Origin of the sequence: Hymenobacter edaphi, assembly GCF_003258365.1 — a bacterium.
GTDB lineage: Bacteria > Bacteroidota > Bacteroidia > Cytophagales > Hymenobacteraceae > Solirubrum > Solirubrum edaphi.
This window is the reverse complement of record NZ_QHKM01000010.1, coordinates 30372-47921: the sequence shown is the minus strand read 5'-3', so window position 1 is coordinate 47921 and position 17550 is coordinate 30372. Positions and strand designations below refer to the sequence as shown.

Genomic DNA, 17550 nt, shown 5'->3' with positions numbered 1-17550 from the left:
AAGAAATCGGCGCCGGGGCGGCGCGGCCGCAAGGTAGAAACATCCGGCGCGGGCGGCAAAGCCGTGCTTTATTCCGCCCCGAGCCCCGGCCCCAAACAAAGCGCCGCCGCTTCGGGTGAAGCGGCGGCGCTTTGTTGTTTAATCGAACGTCATGTCGAGCGAAGTCGAGACATCTCGCGTGCTGACGCCGGATCGTAAAATCTGCTCAACGAAGGAATTACTATCGGGCGAGATGTCTCGACTTCGCTCGACATGACGTTCTGCTGCCCCACTCTTAGTTTGTCACCTTGGCCAGCCAGAGCGAGGCGTTCAGGTGCAGGCGGGCGTGGCTCACGTTCTCGTTCCAGCCGTCGTACACGGTGTTGCCGGGCGAGCCGGTGCCGTCGTCGGCGGGCGAGGAGTCGCCGATAAACACGATGCGGCCCGCGCCGTAGGTGCTGCTGGCGCACATGGCCAGCGAGTTGCCCTGCCCGGCCGAGTTGCGCCAGATCAGGCCCTTCACCGCCGCGTTGGCCGTCGGGCTGAGCGTGGCCGTGGCCCCGTTGTGGAAGGAGAGCTGCGACACGGCGCCCTGCGGCCCGTTCAGGATCTGGTTGGTCGACGACACCAGCTCGTTGGTGCTGTTTTCCACGATGTTGTCCAGGTTCACGGTGATGCCGAAGGGGTTGCCGCTCATCAAGTCGTTCCAGATGTCGGGCGAGTCCCAGCCGTCGTTGTTGCGGTCCGAGATGTCGTGGTCGGAAATCATGAACAGGCCGCCGCCGTTCTGCACGAACTGCAGCAGCGCCGTTTTTTCGGCCGTGGTGAAGCGCACGTTCGGTTCGTTGATGATGAGCACGTCGTAGTTCTGCAGGTCCTGGGCGGCGGTGGTGCCGTAGGTGAAGGTGCCGCTCGGCAGCTGCTCCACCGAGTGGCCCAGCTTCACCAGCGCCACGCCCCAGGCCGAAATGGCGCCCGTCCAGTAGGTTTCGGCCGTGGTGGCGGTGATGCCCGAGGCGCCCGGCGTGGGGTAGCGCACCGGAATGCCGCTGTCCACGTCCAGCACCCAGTCGGCGTTGCCGGCCAGCTCGCCGTGGGCCCCGTCGATGAGGAATTTCTTGCCCGTGCCGGTTGGCGGCGGAGTGGTGCCGTAGGTCTGAATGTCAACGTTGTCGAAGTTGACGCGGTTGGTCGTGCCGTCGGTTTTGCGGATCTGGAAGCGCACCGCCCCGCTCTGGTTCACCGTGAAGGAGGCCGTCTGCAGCGTGGTGCTGCTGCTGGTGATGGTGCTGCCCACCTTGGCGTAGGTGCTGCCGTTGTCGGTCGATTTCCACAGCTCCCAGGTGGAGCTGGCGTCGGTGCCGTACTTGGCGTGGCCGATGGTGACGGTGCTGGCCCCGCCCGTCACGTTGAAATTCATCGTGAGCCGGCCGGCGTTGCGCACCCGCGCCGACTGGCTGCCCGTTTTGGGGTCGGCGGTGGTGTTGCCCAGCAGCGCCTCGTCGAGCGTCCAGGAGCCCGAGCCCAGCGTGACCGAGCCCGCGGTGTAGGCCGTCTTGGTGCCCGACTCGAAGCCCTCGGGGAAGCCTGCGTTCGAGGCGTTCTGCGCACCGGCGGCTACGGGCGCCAACGTGCCCTGCGGGGCGAGGCTGTCGGTTTTGGCGCAGCCCAGGGCCAGCGCCAACAGCGGTACGGCCCACAGGCGAGTGGAAATTTTCATAGGGGGTTTGGTTGGAGAGAAAGGAGGGAGACAAAGCTAATCGGCATAAATACCTGAATTAGCGGCCCTTAAATTATCATATTGTTAAAAATAATCCTAGTCGTTTGAAATATTATCTAAAATATATCCAGCTCCGCCCGCAAAGCCTATTTGCGCCGCCCTGCGTAGCTTAGCGGGCCTCTGCGCCACGACGGTGGCCGGGGGCAAAGACGTTTTTGTTGCGTCATTTTTTTAGGTTTGTCGATGCGTTGGCCGGCTACCGCCGGCCGCTGCCGTTTCACCCCTTCTCCCCTCATGGCTTTTACCTACTCTTCCTACACCCCCGCTCCCGAGTTCAGCAAGTCGGCGGCTTACTTCTCCATGGAGTTTGCCATCGACCAAGCCCTCAAAACCTACTCCGGCGGCCTGGGCTTCCTCGCCGGCTCGCACATGCGCTCAGCCTACGAGCTGAAGCAGAACCTGATCGGCATCGGCATCCTGTGGAGCTACGGCTACTACGACCAGGGCCGGCAGCCCGACCAGACCATGCGCGCCGACTTCACCGAGAAGCACTACAGCTTTCTGCAGGACACCGGCTTCGTCTTCGACATCACCATTCACTCGGCTCCGGTGAAGGTGAAGGCCTTCTACCTGGCCCCGGAGGTGTTCGGCACCTGCCCGATGTTTTTCCTGACCACCGACATTCCGGAAAACGACTACCTCTCGCGCACCATCTCCCACCACCTCTACGACGCCGACACGGCGGCGCGGGTGGCCCAGAGCATCCTGCTGGGCGTGGGCGGCGGCAAGCTGCTCGACCTGATCAACCGCACCCCGGAGGTGTATCACCTCAACGAGGGCCACGGCCTGCCGCTGGCTTTCTACCTGCACGAAAAGCACGGCCGGCAGCTGAGCGAGGTGCAGAAGCGCCTGGTATTCACTACCCACACGCCCGAGCTGGCCGGCAACGAGGAGCACCCCATGAAGCTGCTCGAAGACATGACCTTCTTCTCGGGCCTCTCGGGCCACGAAGTGCGCGAGCTGGGCCTGGTGGAGCACGAGCGGCTGAACTACACGCTCACCGCCCTGCGCATGGCGCGCATTGCCAACGGCGTGTCGGAAGTGCACGGCCGGGTGGCCCGCGACATGTGGGGCCACTACCACGGCATCTGCCCCATCGTGCACATCACCAACTCGCAGAACGGCACCTACTGGCGCGACGCGCCCCTGCACAAGGCCCTGAACTCGGCCGCCAGCACGGCCGTCAAGAACCTGAAGGCCCGCAAGCGGGAGCTGAAGGAGCAGCTGTTCAAGGTAGTGGCCGACCAGACCGGCAAGCTGTTCGACCCGGACGTGCTGACGGTGGTGTGGGCCCGCCGCTTCGCCGCCTACAAGCGCGCCAACCTGGTGCTGAACGACTTCGAGCGGTTCGAGGCGCTGGTGAACAACGCCGACCGTCCGGTGCAGGTCATCTGGGCCGGCAAGCCTTACCCCAAGGACTTCGGCGCCATCGGCCTGTTCAACGAGCTGATCAGCCGCAGCAAACACCTGAAAAACTGCGCCGTGCTCGTCGGCTACGAGCTGGGCCTCTCGGCCCTGCTCAAGAAAGGCTCCGACATCTGGCTGAACACCCCGCGCTTCCCGCGCGAAGCCTCCGGCACCTCGGGCATGACGGCCGCCATGAACGGCAGCCTGAGCCTGAGCATCCCCGACGGCTGGATTCCGGAGTTTGTGCGCCACGGCGAAAACGGCTTCCTCATTCCCCTGGCCGACCTCGACCTGCCCGACGCCGAGAAGGACCGCATCGAAGCCGCCGGCACCCTCGACGTACTGGAGCACGAAATCCTGCCCCTGTACTACGGCAAGCCCGCCGAGTACTGGAAGATCGTGCAAAACACCATGCGCGAAGTGGAGCCGCAGTTCGAGTCGGGCCGCATGGCCACGGAGTACTACGAGCTGATGTACAAGGCGTAAGCGGTGAGATGGTGAAATGGTGAGGTGGTGAGTGACGTTCACATGGCTCCTGCTTCACCCGTTGACCACTCCCCAAACCGGACGGCCCGGGCAACATCCGTTGCCCGGGCCGTTTGCACATTATCAGGTCCACTTGACCGTCAAACTCACCAGTTCACCACCTCACTAGTTCACCCCCTCACACCGTGCGTAGCACGGCCTCCAGCACGGCCCACACGTTTTCCGCCACGAGGCGGTAGCCAGCGGCATTGGGGTGGGCGCGGTCGGGCAGGTTCAGCTCGGGGCGGCCGAGCACGCCCTGCAGTAGAAAGGGCACGAAATCGAGGCCGTTCTTTTCGGCCAGCGCGCGAAACTGGGCCTTGAATTCCTGGGCATAGCGGGCCAGCTGGTGCTGGCCGAAGGGGCCGAGGTCGAAAGGAAACTCCATGCCCACCAGCACGATGCGGCATTCCGGATACTGGCGCCGCACCTCGTCGATGATGCGCTGCAGGTTCTGGGTGGTTTCGCGCACCGGAATGCCGCGCAGCCCGTCGTTGGCGCCCAGCTCCAGCACGAATACGTCGGGTCGGCGGCGGCTGAGCACCGAGGGCAGGCGCTGCAGGCCGCCGGCGGTGGTTTCGCCGCTCACGCCCGCGTTGACGCACTGCCAGGCCAGCCCCAGCCCGTCGATTTTCTGCTGAATGAGGGCCGGAAACGCCTGCGGGGCGGGCAGGCCGTGGCCGGCCGTGAGGGAGTCGCCGAAGAAAACGAGGTTGCGCATAGTCGGAAGACCAGAGAAGTACGCCGGAGGTGCCGGCGCCTAGTCGGTGCGGCTACATACGCGAAATGGGGAGACGAAGACAAGCAGGATTTTAGGACTTAACTTCTTGGTGCTTTCGGGTTAAAAAGTGTTGATGCGTTGAAATAATCCTATCTTTCGGGTCTCACCTCAACAGCCTGCTATGTACAAACCTTACTTGCTTTTGGCCGGCGTTCTGCTGGCTTCAACCAGCGCTTTTGCCCAAAGCGTAGGTGTCGGTACTGCCGCCCCGGCTTCCACGGCTATGCTGGAAGTGGCCTCGACCACCAAGGGCATGCTGGTGCCGCGCATGACCAGCGCCCAGCGCACCGCTATCAGCAGCCCGGCCCAGGGCCTGCTGGTGTACCAGACCGACGGCACGGCCGGTTTCTACTACAACGCCAGCGCCACCGCCACGGCCAACTGGCTGTGGCTGCCCGATAAGGCCGGCGCCGGCGACAACCTGGGCAACGGCACGGCCACCACGGCCGTGAAGCTGGCCGGCAACTCGCTCTCCAACAACGGCACCGGCGGCATCAGCATCACCGACGCGGGCAACGTCACCGTGACCGGCAACAACACGGTGACGGGCAACAGCAGCACCACCGGCAACAGCACGGTGACCGGCAACGGCAGCGTAGCGGGCACCCTGGTAGTGGGCGCCACCAGCGTCGACCCCAAAGCGGCCTTGGACGTGACCAGCACCACCAAGGGCCTGTTGCCGCCGCGCCTGACGCTGACCCAGCGTAACGCCATGGGTGTCCCCACCGTGGGCATGCTCATCGTGCAGACCGACAACACGCCCGGCCTGTACCAGTACACCGCCACGGGGTGGGCCAGCGTGGGCGCCGGCAACTACACCGCCGAAAGCTCGTCCGTCGGGGCCGCGCCCACGACGGCGGTGACGGTGAGCCCGGCGGCCACCAACCTCGTGTACACCAATAACAGCTCCACCACCATCGGCTCCGTTACGCTGAGCCCGGGTACGGAAGGGCAGCGGCTGGTCATCGTCAACAACGACTTACAGTACCTGCCGGTGGTGTCGGGCAGCGGCACGGGCAACATCCTGCCGGGCTATGCGGCCCGCTTCATCTACACGAACGGAGCCTGGCGCCGCGAGTCCTAGCGCGCCGCTTTTCTCACCCCAGATTCCGTTTTTTCATGGCACAAGCATCTTCATTGACGACGCGTCGCTCCTGGCTGCAGCGTCTGCAGGGCCTGCTGCGCCCGGCCCCGGCCGCCGCCCCGGCGCCCGCCTTTGCCCCGCGCCGCATGCCGTACAGCGTCAACGGCAGCTCTCCTTACATCGGGGAAATTGCCATTTTCGCGGGCAACTTCGCGCCGGCCGGCTGGGCCTTTTGCGACGGCAGCCTGCTGCCCATCAGCGAAAACGACGCCCTGTACGCCCTGATCGGCACCACCTACGGCGGCGACGGGCAGGATACCTTCGCCCTGCCCGACCTGCGCGGCCGGGCCCCGATGCACTCCGGCGCCGGCCCCGGTCTCACTTCCCGCAGCGTTGGCGAACAGGGCGGTGCCGAAGAGGTGACGCTGACCACCCAGCAGATTCCCAACCACAGCCACCAGCTGAGCGTGAGCACGACGCCGGGCAACAGCGCCTCGCCCCAGGGCACCATGCCCGCCGACGGCGGCAACGGCTCGGCCCAGTACACCCAGGCCACGGCCAACCTGCAGAAGCAGCCTGCCCAGGTAATGGGCGTGGTGGGGGGCAGCCAGCCCCACACAAACATGCAGCCTTACCTGGCCGTGCATTACATCATCTCGCTGTACGGGGTTTTTCCCACCCAATAGCGCCTTCGGCTCCTCGCATGTCTTCTACTCCTGAATCCACAGACCCAACCCGGCGTGGCTGGCTGAAGGGCCTGGGCGCCCTGCTCACCGGCGGCCTGCTGCTGGGCCGCAACCGGGCCAGCGCCGCCCCCACCGCCGACGTTTTCTCCACCAACGGCGCAAACCAGATTTTCCTGGGGGAGATTATGATGGTGGCCTTCAATTTCGCGCCCCAGGGCTTTGCGCTCTGCAACGGGCAGCAGCTGCCCATCAACCAGAACCAGGCCCTGTTTTCGCTGCTGGGCACCCGGTTCGGTGGCAATGGCCAGACCACCTTCGCCCTGCCCGATCTGCGCGGCCGCATCCCGCTGCACTACGACAATAGCGCCTACCTCCTGGGCCAGCAGGGGGGCGCGGAAGCCAGCACCATAACCCAGGCGCAGATGCCGCCGCACTTCCACGGCCTCAAAGCCAGCGCCGACCGCGGCACCACCGAGCTGTCGGGGGTGGCGGGCGCCACCCCGGTGCATCACTACCTGGCCGATAGCGGCGGCGGTGCCCCGCAGTACGGCGGCAACTTCGACGCGGTCATGGCCACTACGGGGGCGGGCGGTACCGTCGTCAACACGAGTACTGCGGTCGGGGGCAGCCAGCCGCACCTGAACCTGCAGCCCTTTGCCTGCATCAACTTTGTCATTGCCATTACCGGTGGCGTTTTTCCCTCCCCGACCTAGCCATGCCGCAGTCTACCGCTCCTCTTAGCAGCGCGCAGCCTACCCGCCGCAGCCTGCTCAAGCGCCTCGCCGGCGTGGTGGCCGGCAGCTTCCTGGCCGGGCCGCTGCAGGCCCTGCTTGGCCGCGCCACCCCGGCCACGGCCGGCACCCTGACCAGTGGTGACCCGTTCGTGGGCGAAATCATCCTGGCCGGCTTCAACTTTGCGCCCCGCGGCTACGCCCGCTGCGACGGGCAGCTGCTGCCCATCAGCCAGAACACGGCGCTGTTTTCGCTGCTGGGCACCTTTTACGGCGGCGACGGCCGCAGCACTTTCGCCCTGCCCGATCTGAACGGCCGCGTCCCCATCGGCGCGGGCCAGGGGCCGGGGCTCAGCAACCGGGACCTGGGCGAAGCCAGCGGTTCGGCCACCGTTGAGCTGCTGGCCTCGGAAATGCCGGCGCACTCGCACTCGGTGGAGCTGACCTACAGCACCGCCCTGGGCACTGTCGGCTCGCCGGCCAACGCCTTTCTGGCCAGCAACGCCTCGGGCCTGCCGCAGTATGCGCCCACCAGCACCGGCGCCACGGCCTCGGGCAGCCTCGGGGCGGGTTTGCCCCACAACAACGAGCAGCCTTACTTGGCGCTGGCCTACTACATTGCCCTGCAGGGCGTGTTTCCGCCGCGCTCCTAACCCCGCCCTGCCCCCTGCGTATGGGATTGGCCGCCGGAATTCCGGCGGCCAAACTTTTTTCTGCCCAAAACGCTTTAGGTTTGCAGCCAGATAAGAATGATTCTTATCTGCTCCGTTGGGTTCAACCTTACCTTTCTCACTAATGGCCGTTACCAAAGCCACTGACGCTGATTTCCAGCAGCTTCTGCAGCAGCACGACAAAGTCGTGGTGAAATACTACGCCGACTGGTGCGGCAACTGCCGCCTGTTTTCGCCCAAGTTCAAGCGCCTCTCCGACGCGGAGGGCAACGCCGATGTGGCCTTCCTCGACGTCAACGCCGAGGTGAGCCCGGAGGCCCGCAAAGCCGCCAACGTGACCAATCTGCCCTTCTTCGCCGTGTTCAAGAACGGGGAGTTTGTCGACAGCGTGGCCGCCAGCAAGGAAGAAGCCGTTGCCTCCCTCATCGACAAGATTCGCTAAGCCCAGCAGCCATGAAAATTCCGGCCATCAAGCGCCTGGTGGAAAACCAGAGCCTGCAAGACCTGCTCGAAGCCGAGGAAGCGCTGCTCGACGAGCGTAAGCCCTCCTTTGAGGTGGAAGGCGCCGACGACGGGGAGCAGCTCACGCACGTTTTCGCCGCCATCTGGATTCTGAACCACATGAAGGACCACGGCGCCGACTTCACCAGCGCCCTGCGCGAGTACACCAAGAAAGTGCGCGTGTCGATCAGTTAAATTGCTGAACGGCTGAATGGTTAAATGGCTGGTCGTTCTGACGCTTGTAGCTCAGAACGACCAGCCATTTAACCATTCAGCCGTTCTATCTTTTTGCGGGCTCGGAGGCGTAGGTGTTTTTTAGTTTTTTACGCTCCTTCTTGGCCTTTTTGCCGGCCGCGGCCAGGGCCGTAAGGCGTGCGGGCACCACGTAGGTAGTGTTGCCGGCGGCCACCAGCCACTTGCCGTTGCGCCGGATGAAGTAGCGCGTGATGCGGTATTCGCCGGTGGTGGCGGCGCCGTCGAGCTGCCCGCGGAAGCTGGTGTTGTGGATGACGAAGCCGGTGTTGCCGTACACCCGCACCACAAACTCGAAGCCCTTGTTGATGTCGCAGTGGCCTTCGTCGTTGGCAATGGCGGCCAGCCAGTCCTTTTTGCTGGTCACCAGGCCTTTGGAGTTGACGGCAATGTACTCGTCGGCCAGCAGGTGCGTGATGGTTTCGGCGTCGCTGCGCAGGATGGCGTCGGTCAGCGCCTCGTCGATGCGCAGCAACTCCTGCGCATCGGAGCCTTCCGAAGCGGCTACGTTGGCGGCCAAGCGGGTCGCTTCGGCGCGGCGGGCGGCCTCGGCCTTGGTGCGGGCCGTGGCGGCGGCCGCAATCCGGGCCTTGCGCGCCTTGGCCGACAGGGGCTTCTTTTGGGCCCAGGCGGGAGCGGCGAGCAGGCAGGTCAGGACCAGTAACAGGGAGAGTAGGTGTTTGGGCATAGAGGCGGGGTTTGCTGAGCAGCAAAGCTCCTTTATGTCCAATGCATTATCAATAACATGATAATGTGGTGCGCTTCCCGTTACCGGGGTAGCGGGCCGGCTACATCCGCGCGAAGTAGGCAGACGCGGCCTGCATGCCCTCGTCGGTGCAGAGGCCGCGGAAGTAGTAGAGGTACACGCTACGGAACACCTCGGCGATGTTGTAGCGGCTGGAGGGGAAAATGTGCTCGTTGAGCATCATGTTGAGCTGCTCGATGATGATTTTGCTGACCAGCCCGATGTTGATGTCGCCGCGCAGCAGCTTTTGCACCACCCCGTCGTTGAGCAGGCCGTGGAGCTGGGGGTAGGAGTAGCTCATCAGGTGCTGCTGCCCCACTTCCCAGGCTTCCGGGTAATGCTGGATCAAGTCGGCGAAGTACGTGGGCGCCGTCACCTTCTGCAGGTCGCGGATGCCCATTTCAAGCAAGCTCAGCAGGCGCCCGACGGGGTCGGGCACGCGGGCAAACAGGTCGGCGTGCTCCTGCTTCTGCCGCTCGATGTCGTGCAGCGTGACCTGCATCACGAGGTCGGCTTTGTCGCGAAACATCTCGCGGAAGGTGGCGGGGGCAATGTCGAGGGCGGCAATCAGCTGCTCGGGCGACTGGGTTTCGATGCCGGCGCGCTGAAACAGGTCGCGGGCTTGGTCCAGAAGCGTGTCACGTAGGGTTCGACTCATGCGGTGGAGCGGGATGGAGTGGGGCGGCAGTCTGCGAAAATTAGCCGATTAACCAGCCCAAACCAAAAAAGAACAGCAGTTGGAGCAAATACACGAAGGGCACGAGCGGGTTGCGGCCGGGCTGCACGTGGCTGCGGTTCAGGTACACCTGCAGGATCAGCGAGAGGGCAAACCAAGCCTTGAAGTTCTGCAGCGGAATCACGTCGGCAAACCATTTCCACCAGCCGAAGTGCACGGCCACGGGCTCGATGCACACGTCCATGCCCACCATGAGCAGGGCCGCCAGCAGCGCCCGCCCAAAGCCGGGCAGGGGCAGGCGCTGGGCCAGGCCGCCGGCCAGGTAGGTCAGAATCAGCCAGTTCAGGCCGATGATGATGGGCACCTCGAGCAGGCGCGGGCCCATGGTGGTACCGTAGCTGTAGTTGCCGAAGATGGCGCTGGTCTGCACCCCGGCTACTTCCACCCCGAAGCCCACCAGCATCACCGTGAGGCCAAACCAGCCGAACATCGGGGCCGGGCTGTGGCGGTCGAAGGCCAGCAGCAGGGCCGCGGTGAGCAGCAGCGTGAGGGGCATGAACTGCAGGTAAAAGCCCGGGTCGTGGGAGAGGCCGAGGCCCACGAAACCGGTGGCGTAAAAGAGCAGCAGCACCAGCTGCGCCGCCAGCAGGCGGCGCGGTGCGGGCCCCGGCGTCGCCGGAGTCGCCACCGGCGAAGTCAATTGGTCAGGTTGGGGCATAGGAGAAAAGGAATTAAAAATTGAGAATTAAAAATTAAAAATGAGCTGCTCGGATGGAGCGACTTGGCCTGGTGGCGTTGCCGGAACCGGTCGAATGGAGCAATTTTTAATTTTTACTTTCTCATTTTTAATTGATTAAGTCAGCAACGATGCGGGCCGAGAGCAGGCAGAGCGGGATACCCCCGCCGGGATGCACCGACCCGCCGCAAAAGTACAGGCCATCGAGCCGGCTGGAAAAATTCGGGTGGCGCAGAAAGGCCGCCAGCATGGTGTTGGAGGAGCTGCCGTAGAGCGCCCCGCCGAAGGAGGAGGTGTCGACGGCAATGCCCGGCGGCGTCCAGGTGCGCTCGGCCCGGATCAACGGGGCAACGTCGAGGCCCAGGGCTTGGTTCAGGCGGCGCAGCACGGCGGCGCGCGTCTGGAGCAGCAGCGCGGGCCAGTCCTGGCCCTGGTCGTGGGGCACGTTCACCATCACAAACCAGTTTTCGTGGCCGGGCGGGGCGTCGGCGGCGGTTTTCTTGCTGGTGATGTTCACGTACACGGTCACGTCGTCGGCCACGGTCTGCTGGCGGAAAATGGCCTCGAACTCGCGGCGGTAGTCCGCGGAGAAAAAGATGTTGTGCACGCCCAGCTCCGGAAACTCCCGGGCGACGCCCCAGTAGAAAATCAGCGCCGACGAGGAGCGGGGCTGGGCCAGGGTGCGCTCGGGTGCGGGCTCGTGAGGCAGCAGGCGGCGGTAGGTGGGCACCACGTCCATGTTGCTGACCACCAGGCTGAAGTCGTACACCTCCTGCGGGGTGCGTACGCCCGTTACGCGTGCCCCGGCAGTGAGGATTTCCTCCACCGGCTCGTTGTACCGGAATTCGACGCCCAGCTCCTCGGCCAGCTGCACCAACGAGCTGGCAATGCGGTGGATGCCGCCCTCGGGGTAGTAAGCGCCCAGGCCGTGCTCCAGGTGCGGAATCAGCGAGAGCGTAGCCGGGGCCTGGTAGGGGTCGGAGCCGTTGTAGGTGGCAAAGCGGTCGAAGAGCTGTACCAGGCGCGCATCCTGCGGAAAGGCCTGCTGGTGGCGGGCGTGCATGGTGCTGAGCAGGCCCAGGCGGGGCATTTCGGCCACGGCGCGCAGGGTGTCGCGGCTCAGGTAGCTTTGGGCGCGGTGCAAGGACTTGTGCAGGAAGGTGGGCGCGGTGGCCTCGTAGGCGCGCTTCGAGCGGTGCAGAAAGCTGCGCACCTCGGCCGCGGGCACGCCGAGCTTCTGCTCGACTTCGGCGGCGAATTTCGTCTCGTCGGCCCAGGCGGTGAGGCGGGTGCCGTCGGCGAAAAAGTACTGGGTGATGGGGTCGAGCCGCTCGTAGCGGAAGTAGTCCTGCGGCTCGCGCTGGGCCAGCCGAAACAGCTCATCCACGAGGCCGGGCAGGGTAAACAGCGAGGGGCCCGCGTCGAAGCGGTAGCCGCCGGGCAGCTCAAACTGGTGCATCTTCCCCCCGAACGAGCTGCGGCCCTCGAACACCGTGACGGCGTGGCCCTGGGCGACCAGGCGCACGGCCGTGGCAATGCCGGCTATGCCCGCGCCGATGACGGCCACGGGCGGCTTCAGGGACGAGGCTTGGCGCAGCCTACGGCCGGCGGGCAAAACGGGCATGCGAAACGAGGAGTAAGAGCGGCAGTAACGGCAATACCAGCACTACCGTACTTCGCCGGGTTTTGTTAGCTCCACCGGCAGCTTATTATCGAGAAGCCGGAGCGGTCAGGGGCGGCGCTGCTCCGTCTGCAGCCAGCGAATGGCCTCGCCTTCGTCGCCGAAAAAGGCCACCACAAAGGGCTGCTGCTCGTAGGCGCTGGGCGGCAGGTAGCCGGGGCCGTTCAGCAGGGCTTCGAGCAGGGCGGGACCGGTGAGGTAGGCCACGGTCAGACGGCCGCCCAGGCGCTGGCTTATCTGCGGAAAGTACTCCGTGAGCAGCCAGCGGGTAATGGCCGGGTCGTTGAGGGTGCGGCGGCGGATGTCCTGCAGCCAGAAGCGGCAGCCGCAGGCCAGGGCCTGGGCGGTCAGCTCTTCGTAGGCGGGCGGCAGCAAAGCCGGGTCGGGCTGGTAGCCCCAGCGGCTCACCAGCAGGTCGAGGTCGGCGCGGTAAGCGGTGTGCAGCAGCGGGGGCGGCACGGGAATGGCAGTGGAGGACATGGAGCGGCAATCGGGCGTGCAAGATACGCGCCGGGCCGCCGCCGCGGTTTTAGCCCCACACCCGGGTGCCGGCGGTGCAGTTGCGGCACATTTCCACCTGGTCGCGGCCTTTCAGCAGGGCGCGGCGGAAGCCCTGGTACTTGGGCCCGTGCCAGAGCTGGCGGAACGAGGTCTGCTGCACGTCGCCGAGGCGGTACTCGGCGTCCTTGTCGAAGCAGCAGGGCACCACCAGCCCGTCCCAGGTGATGACGCAGGAGTGCCACATCTTCCAGCAGTGGTTGAGCAGCCGGTTCTTGATGCTCCACGAGCCGTCCGCGTTGTTTTGGTAGCGCGAGTAGTAGTCGATGGTCGGAATCAGCGGGCTGCCCTGCTCGTAGTCGTAGATCTGGGCCGTTTTAAACCACACGTCGTCCACGCCCAGCGTCCGGGCCAGTGCCTTGGCTTCGTCGATCTGGTGCTCGTTGGGGCGCACCACCAGAAACTGGAACACGATGCGCGGGGTCTGCGAGTTCAGCTCCCGCTTGTGCTTCACCACGCGCTTCACGCCTTCCAGCACCTTGTCGAGCCGGCCACCCACGCGGTACTGCTGGTACACCTCCTGGGTGGTGCCGTCGAGCGAGACGATAAGGCGGTCCAGCCCGCTTTCCACCGTCTTGCGGGCGTTCTGCTCGGTCAGGTAGTGCCCGTTGGTACTGGTGGCGGTGTAGATGCGCTTCTTTGTGGCGTAGCGCACCATGTCGAGGAAGCCGGGGTTCAGGTACGGTTCGCCCTGGAAGTAGAAGGTGAGGTACCACAGCCGCGGGGCCAGCTCGTCGATGGTGCGGCGAAACACGGCCTCGTCGAGCATGCCGGTGGGGCGGGTGAAGGAGCGCAGCCCGCTGGGGCACTCCGGGCAGCGCAGGTTGCAGCTGGTGGTCGGCTCCAGGCTCACGGCCAGCGGCAGGCCCCAGGCGCGTGAGCGGCCGGTGAGGCGGCTGAGCACGTAGGAGCCCGTCACCTGCGCCGCGTTCAGGGCGCGCAGCGGGGTGAGCTTGGAAAGAAAATTCAGCCCGTCGGCCAGGGTGGAGCGCATCGTAGGGTAAAGGTCGGCAATGCGACGTAAACCAGCACGGGCGGGCAAAGGTTAGGACGGGCAGGGGATAAGACGCGCCCAACCCGGCTCCGGAGCACGAAGAAAGCCAGCGGCTTAGCCGGCGTTCTGGTGGAGGCAGAGGTAATTGCCCTCCGGGTCTTTAAACCAGGCCGCTTTTTCGGCGCCGAGTACGCAGATGTGATTGACGGTTTTGAGCCCCGGCAGGTCGTAGTCTTCAAACTGCACGCCGTGCTGCTGCAGCTCCTGAATGGCGGCCGCAATGTCGGGCACCTCAAAGCTGAGGGCGGTATGGTCGGCGGGGGTAGCGCTGGGCTTCGGCAACAGGGCAATGACGTTGGTGCTGCCGCACGCGTACTCAAACTTGCCGTCGGCTTTCAGGCCGATGGGGTGCAGGCCCAGGGCCTGCTCGTAGAACTGCCGGGCCCGCTCCAGGTTCCGGACCGGGAGCATGACGGTAACGGGGGCCGTGGCCAGCACGGCGTGGCGGGTGACGGAAAGGGTTTCCATACGGCTGAGGGGTGAGGGTATCCGCCAGCAGGGGCCGTAGGTGGAGCGCGGCGTGCCGGGCTGGCACTTCTATAAGTTACCACTATTCGGGCGGCAGCTGGCGCGGGGCCGCAAAAAAACGGCCCCGCCGCGAGGCAGGGCCGGTCAGCAAGTGGGGCCGAGGACAACTTACTTGCCCATGGGCAGCGTGCTGCTGTAGGTCGAGGCCTTGCCGAACGACTCCTTGATTTCGTCGACGGCGGCGCGGCTGCTCAGGCGCTTGGGCTTGGTGTTCAGGAAGGTGCCGTCTTCGGCGATGAGGAAGTAGGCGGGTACTTCCTGCAGCATGTAGGCCTTGGCCAGCGGGCCGCGCTGCCCGCCCACGGCGCGCAGGTGGGTGCCGGCCAGCTTCTTGCTCACCACCAGCTGCTTCCAGGCCGGCTCGTTTTCGTCCAGGGCGATGTTGACGAAGGCAATGTTCTGGCCGTTAAACTTCTTGGCCAGCTCCTGGGCGTAGGGCAGGTCGCGCAGCGACAGGCCGCTGGTGGTGCGCCAGAAGTTCAGGTACACCAGCTTGCCCCGGAACGACTGCAGCGACACCGTGTCGCCGGCGGCCGACACCAGCTTGAAATCGGGGGCCGGCGAACCAATGGCGAAATCCTTGTGGGCGTCGAAGTCGGCCTTGAGCACCGGGTAAAACTTGTTGCCCTTGTCCACGGTGCTGCGGAAGTCGTCGAGCATGGCCGCCGACTGCCGCACGTGGCCGAAGCGGAACGACTCCTGCAGCACGCGGCCCAGCACGATGGCGCGGGCCGGGCCCTGCAGCTTTTCCTTGGCCAGGTTGTAGCACACCTGGTAGAACTCCGGGTCGCCCTTCTTGTGGCCGGCCGCGGTGGCGGCGTAGTGCACGTAGTTGATCAGAAACTCCTGGTAGGAGTCGTTCTGCAGCGCCGATTCGTTGTTGATCAGCGCCGCGTCGTTCAGGAAGGCGTAGTACGAGTCCGACATTTTCAGCCGGTTCTCGGTGGATACCACCTGCTCGCGCAAATCCTGAAAGGTGAGCCGGTCGTTGGCGTAGCTGTAGGCCACCTCGGCCTTCACGTAGTTGCGGAAGGCGGGCGACACGGCCTGATCCTCCTGCACGTCCTTGAGAAACTTCTCCTCCTCCTTGCGGCGGTAGTCGAGAAAGTGCAGGAAGGGCGCCTCGTAGAACGTGATGTTGTCGGGCAGCACCTGAAAGCCGTCGTTTTCCACGAACCGCTCGTCGAAGTCGGCCAGGTAGGTGTTGGCTTCGGCGCCCTTGCCCTTAAACTTCACCGTCTGGGCCAAATCCTCGCCCTTGAAGCGCACGTCGAGCTGGGTGCCGGGCTCCAGCCAGAGGCCGGCCACGTCGTCGCCGTACACCAGGTCGGCCTTGGTGGGGCCGTCCACCTTCAGCGCCAGCCGAAACTCGCCCTTGTCGTTGACGGCGGCGTAGGTGAGCTGCTCCTTGGCGTCGAGCGGATGTTCGCGCACCGACACGGCCACGGAATCCTCCGTTTTGCCGTTGATCTTGCCGGTGAGCACCACCGTGCTTTGGGCTTGCCCGGCCAGCGGCGCGCACAGCGCGGCGGCGAGCAGGCTCAGGGCCGAGAAGCGAAGAAGTGTAAACATCGGGGCGGCTGGGTATCTGGGTGAGGCAAAGCGGACAACAACTCTCATACGCGGCCGGGGCCGTCCCGTTGCCGCCGGGTTCGGGCGGCGGCCGGACCAAGCGTTTCGCGGGAAAAGACAATCGTTGGACCGAAGATAAGACGGTTGGATTTACAAAATCCAATCCTTGGCCTCACATTTTCGGGGGATGCCTGATTTTTTTGGGCTTAGCCGAAGAGCCCGCTTAGGACTTCATCAAGACGTCCTACCGGGTGAACTTTTAATCCAAAGCGCCCCAGGTCGAGGCCCCGGCCGTTGAACTGCGAGATGTACATTTCCTGAAAGCCGAGCTTTTCGGCCTCCGACAGGCGCTGGTCGAGGCGGCTCACCGCCCGGATTTCCCCGCTCAGGCCCACCTCGGCCGCCAGGCACACGTTGCCGGGCACGGGAATGTCGTTCAGCGAGCTGACCACGGCCGCGCACACGGCCGCGTCGAGGGCCGGGTCTTCGAGGCGCAGGCCGCCGGCAATGTTGAGGAACACGTCGTGCTGGCCCAGGCGCAGGCCGGAGCGCTTTTCGAGCACGGCCAGCAGCATCTGCAGGCGCTTGGCGTCGAAGCCGGTGCTGCTGCGCTGCGGCGTGCCGTAGGTGGAGGGCGTCACCAGCGCCTGCACTTCCACCAGCAGCGGGCGGTTGCCCTCCAGCGTAGCGCCGATGGCCACCCCGCTGAGCTGCTCGTCGCGTTGCGAGAGCAGAATCTCGGAGGGGTTCGACACCTGCCGCAGCCCCGAGCCCTGCATCTCGTAGATGCCCAGCTCGGAGGTGGAGCCGAAGCGGTTCTTGACGGTGCGCAGGATGCGGTAGGTGAGGTGCCGGTCGCCCTCGAACTGCAAGACCGTGTCGACCATGTGCTCCAGGATTTTGGGGCCGGCAATGGAGCCGTCCTTGGTGATGTGGCCGATGAGGAGCACCGGCACGCCGGTTTCCTTGGCGTACTTGAGCAGCTCGGTGGTGCACTCGCGCACCTGGCTGACCGAGCCCGCCCCCGACTCCACCAGCTGGGAGTGCAGCGTCTGAATGGAGTCGACCACCACTACGTTGGGCTGCAGCGCGTCGATCTGCTTGAAAATGTTCTGGGTGCTCGTCTCGGTGAGGATGTAGAGGCCCGCGTGCTGCTGGCCCATGCGCTCGGCGCGCATCTTGATCTGCTGCTCGCTTTCCTCGCCCGACACGTACAGAATGCGCAGGTTCTTGAGCTGCATGGCAATCTGCAGCATCAGGGTGCTTTTGCCGATGCCCGGCTCGCCGCCGATGAGCACCAGGGAGCCGGGCACGAGGCCACCGCCGAGCACGCGGTTCAGCTCCCCGTCGTGGGTGTTCAGCCGCGACTCCTCTTCGTAGAGGATTTCGCCCAGGGGCTTGGGCTTGGCGGCCTTGCTGCTGCCGCCCACCGAGGTCGAGGCTTTCCAGGCGTTGGCGGGCGTCAGCTCCTCTTTCTGCACCACCTCTTCCACGTAGGTATTCCACTCGCCGCAGGAGGGGCAGCGGCCGATCCACTTGGCGCTCTGGGCGCCGCAGTTCTGGCAGAAATAAACGGTCTTGATCTTGGCCATCGGGCGTAGTC

18 protein-coding genes are annotated in these 17550 nt (G+C 65.0%); 7 read left to right on the top strand and 11 right to left on the bottom strand.

The window, feature by feature from the left end; all coding sequences use genetic code 11:
* Positions 1 to 274: 274 nt before the first annotated feature.
* Entirely contained in the window at positions 275 to 1699 is a 1425-nt protein-coding gene (locus DLM85_RS21605; protein ID WP_111480263.1) for a motility-associated ABC transporter substrate-binding family protein, read from the bottom strand.
* 294 nt (positions 1700 to 1993) lie between these two features.
* On the opposite strand from DLM85_RS21605, the gene glgP reads away from it, so the two are divergent.
* Positions 1994 to 3652, top strand: a complete 1659-nt coding sequence (gene glgP / locus DLM85_RS21600; RefSeq protein WP_111480262.1) for an alpha-glucan family phosphorylase — start codon at positions 1994 to 1996, stop codon at positions 3650 to 3652.
* A gap of 178 nt (positions 3653 to 3830) precedes the next feature.
* Here the strand turns inward: glgP and DLM85_RS21595 are convergent, their stop codons facing one another.
* Positions 3831 to 4412, bottom strand: coding sequence for an arylesterase (locus DLM85_RS21595; protein ID WP_111480261.1), 582 nt, complete (start codon positions 4410 to 4412; stop codon positions 3831 to 3833).
* Between the two features lie 181 nt (positions 4413 to 4593).
* Here DLM85_RS21595 and DLM85_RS21590 point away from each other — a divergent pair, with 181 nt between their 5' ends.
* The 6 genes from DLM85_RS21590 (at position 4594) to DLM85_RS21565 (ending at position 8340) form a co-directional block, all read left to right on the top strand.
* Entirely contained in the window at positions 4594 to 5556 is a 963-nt protein-coding gene (locus DLM85_RS21590; RefSeq protein ID WP_133257193.1) for a hypothetical protein, read from the top strand.
* 35 nt (positions 5557 to 5591) lie between these two features.
* Positions 5592 to 6242, top strand: a complete 651-nt coding sequence (locus DLM85_RS21585) for a phage tail protein (RefSeq protein ID WP_341537785.1) — start codon at positions 5592 to 5594, stop codon at positions 6240 to 6242.
* 17 nt (positions 6243 to 6259) lie between these two features.
* Entirely contained in the window at positions 6260 to 6955 is a 696-nt protein-coding gene (locus tag DLM85_RS21580) for a phage tail protein (RefSeq protein WP_243636083.1), read from the top strand.
* A gap of 2 nt (positions 6956 to 6957) precedes the next feature.
* Positions 6958 to 7626 carry a phage tail protein gene (locus tag DLM85_RS21575; protein ID WP_111480259.1) on the top strand — a complete coding sequence of 223 codons (669 nt, stop codon included), beginning with the start codon at positions 6958 to 6960 and terminating at the stop codon, positions 7624 to 7626.
* A 142-nt stretch (positions 7627 to 7768) separates the two neighbouring features.
* Positions 7769 to 8086 carry a thioredoxin family protein gene (locus DLM85_RS21570; protein ID WP_111480258.1) on the top strand — a complete coding sequence of 106 codons (318 nt, stop codon included), beginning with the start codon at positions 7769 to 7771 and terminating at the stop codon, positions 8084 to 8086.
* 11 nt (positions 8087 to 8097) lie between these two features.
* Positions 8098 to 8340 (top strand): DUF6952 family protein, encoded by a 243-nt coding sequence (locus DLM85_RS21565; protein WP_111480257.1) that lies wholly within the window; start codon positions 8098 to 8100, stop codon positions 8338 to 8340.
* A gap of 85 nt (positions 8341 to 8425) precedes the next feature.
* On the opposite strand, the gene DLM85_RS21560 is transcribed toward DLM85_RS21565, so the two are convergent.
* The 9 genes from DLM85_RS21560 to radA all read right to left on the bottom strand — a co-directional run bounded on the left by DLM85_RS21560 (position 8426) and on the right by radA (position 17539).
* A complete protein-coding gene (locus tag DLM85_RS21560) occupies positions 8426 to 9085 on the bottom strand; it encodes a nuclear transport factor 2 family protein (RefSeq protein WP_111480256.1) in 660 nt (219 codons plus the stop codon).
* Positions 9086 to 9185: 100 nt separating this feature from the next.
* Positions 9186 to 9800: a TetR/AcrR family transcriptional regulator gene (locus DLM85_RS21555; RefSeq protein WP_111480255.1), complete on the bottom strand. Its 615-nt coding sequence runs from the start codon at positions 9798 to 9800 to the stop codon at positions 9186 to 9188.
* A 40-nt stretch (positions 9801 to 9840) separates the two neighbouring features.
* On the bottom strand, positions 9841 to 10536 hold the full coding sequence (locus DLM85_RS21550) for a carotenoid biosynthesis protein (RefSeq protein ID WP_111480254.1): 696 nt from the start codon (positions 10534 to 10536) through the stop codon (positions 9841 to 9843).
* A 127-nt stretch (positions 10537 to 10663) separates the two neighbouring features.
* Positions 10664 to 12178 (bottom strand): 1-hydroxycarotenoid 3,4-desaturase CrtD, encoded by a 1515-nt coding sequence (gene crtD / locus DLM85_RS21545; protein ID WP_111480253.1) that lies wholly within the window; start codon positions 12176 to 12178, stop codon positions 10664 to 10666.
* 105 nt (positions 12179 to 12283) lie between these two features.
* Positions 12284 to 12715, bottom strand: coding sequence for a hypothetical protein (locus DLM85_RS21540; RefSeq protein WP_111480252.1), 432 nt, complete (start codon positions 12713 to 12715; stop codon positions 12284 to 12286).
* A 49-nt stretch (positions 12716 to 12764) separates the two neighbouring features.
* On the bottom strand, positions 12765 to 13787 hold the full coding sequence (locus DLM85_RS21535) for an SPASM domain-containing protein (RefSeq protein ID WP_111480251.1): 1023 nt from the start codon (positions 13785 to 13787) through the stop codon (positions 12765 to 12767).
* Between the two features lie 114 nt (positions 13788 to 13901).
* Positions 13902 to 14315: a VOC family protein gene (locus DLM85_RS21530; RefSeq protein WP_207891078.1), complete on the bottom strand. Its 414-nt coding sequence runs from the start codon at positions 14313 to 14315 to the stop codon at positions 13902 to 13904.
* A 168-nt stretch (positions 14316 to 14483) separates the two neighbouring features.
* On the bottom strand, positions 14484 to 15947 hold the full coding sequence (locus DLM85_RS21525) for a TlpA family protein disulfide reductase (protein WP_165822244.1): 1464 nt from the start codon (positions 15945 to 15947) through the stop codon (positions 14484 to 14486).
* A gap of 206 nt (positions 15948 to 16153) precedes the next feature.
* Positions 16154 to 17539, bottom strand: a complete 1386-nt coding sequence (gene radA, locus DLM85_RS21520; RefSeq protein WP_111480249.1) for a DNA repair protein RadA — start codon at positions 17537 to 17539, stop codon at positions 16154 to 16156.
* Positions 17540 to 17550 lie beyond the last annotated feature (11 nt).

Bases quoted from the DNA above. Each gene is read 5' to 3' on its own strand.
- DLM85_RS21605 (WP_111480263.1), bottom strand. From the start codon at position 1,699: ATGAAAATTTCCACTCGCCTGTGGGCCGTACCGCTGTTGGCGCTGGCC.
- glgP (WP_111480262.1), top strand. From the start codon at position 1,994: ATGGCTTTTACCTACTCTTCCTACACCCCCGCTCCCGAGTTCAGCAAG.
- DLM85_RS21595 (WP_111480261.1), bottom strand. From the start codon at position 4,412: ATGCGCAACCTCGTTTTCTTCGGCGACTCCCTCACGGCCGGCCACGGC.
- DLM85_RS21590 (WP_133257193.1), top strand. From the start codon at position 4,594: ATGTACAAACCTTACTTGCTTTTGGCCGGCGTTCTGCTGGCTTCAACC.
- DLM85_RS21585 (WP_341537785.1), top strand. From the start codon at position 5,592: ATGGCACAAGCATCTTCATTGACGACGCGTCGCTCCTGGCTGCAGCGT.
- DLM85_RS21580 (WP_243636083.1), top strand. From the start codon at position 6,260: ATGTCTTCTACTCCTGAATCCACAGACCCAACCCGGCGTGGCTGGCTG.
- DLM85_RS21575 (WP_111480259.1), top strand. From the start codon at position 6,958: ATGCCGCAGTCTACCGCTCCTCTTAGCAGCGCGCAGCCTACCCGCCGC.
- DLM85_RS21570 (WP_111480258.1), top strand. From the start codon at position 7,769: ATGGCCGTTACCAAAGCCACTGACGCTGATTTCCAGCAGCTTCTGCAG.
- DLM85_RS21565 (WP_111480257.1), top strand. From the start codon at position 8,098: ATGAAAATTCCGGCCATCAAGCGCCTGGTGGAAAACCAGAGCCTGCAA.
- DLM85_RS21560 (WP_111480256.1), bottom strand. From the start codon at position 9,085: ATGCCCAAACACCTACTCTCCCTGTTACTGGTCCTGACCTGCCTGCTC.
- DLM85_RS21555 (WP_111480255.1), bottom strand. From the start codon at position 9,800: ATGAGTCGAACCCTACGTGACACGCTTCTGGACCAAGCCCGCGACCTG.
- DLM85_RS21550 (WP_111480254.1), bottom strand. From the start codon at position 10,536: ATGCCCCAACCTGACCAATTGACTTCGCCGGTGGCGACTCCGGCGACG.
- crtD (WP_111480253.1), bottom strand. From the start codon at position 12,178: ATGCCCGTTTTGCCCGCCGGCCGTAGGCTGCGCCAAGCCTCGTCCCTG.
- DLM85_RS21540 (WP_111480252.1), bottom strand. From the start codon at position 12,715: ATGTCCTCCACTGCCATTCCCGTGCCGCCCCCGCTGCTGCACACCGCT.
- DLM85_RS21535 (WP_111480251.1), bottom strand. From the start codon at position 13,787: ATGCGCTCCACCCTGGCCGACGGGCTGAATTTTCTTTCCAAGCTCACC.
- DLM85_RS21530 (WP_207891078.1), bottom strand. From the start codon at position 14,315: ATGGAAACCCTTTCCGTCACCCGCCACGCCGTGCTGGCCACGGCCCCC.
- DLM85_RS21525 (WP_165822244.1), bottom strand. From the start codon at position 15,947: ATGTTTACACTTCTTCGCTTCTCGGCCCTGAGCCTGCTCGCCGCCGCG.
- radA (WP_111480249.1), bottom strand. From the start codon at position 17,539: ATGGCCAAGATCAAGACCGTTTATTTCTGCCAGAACTGCGGCGCCCAG.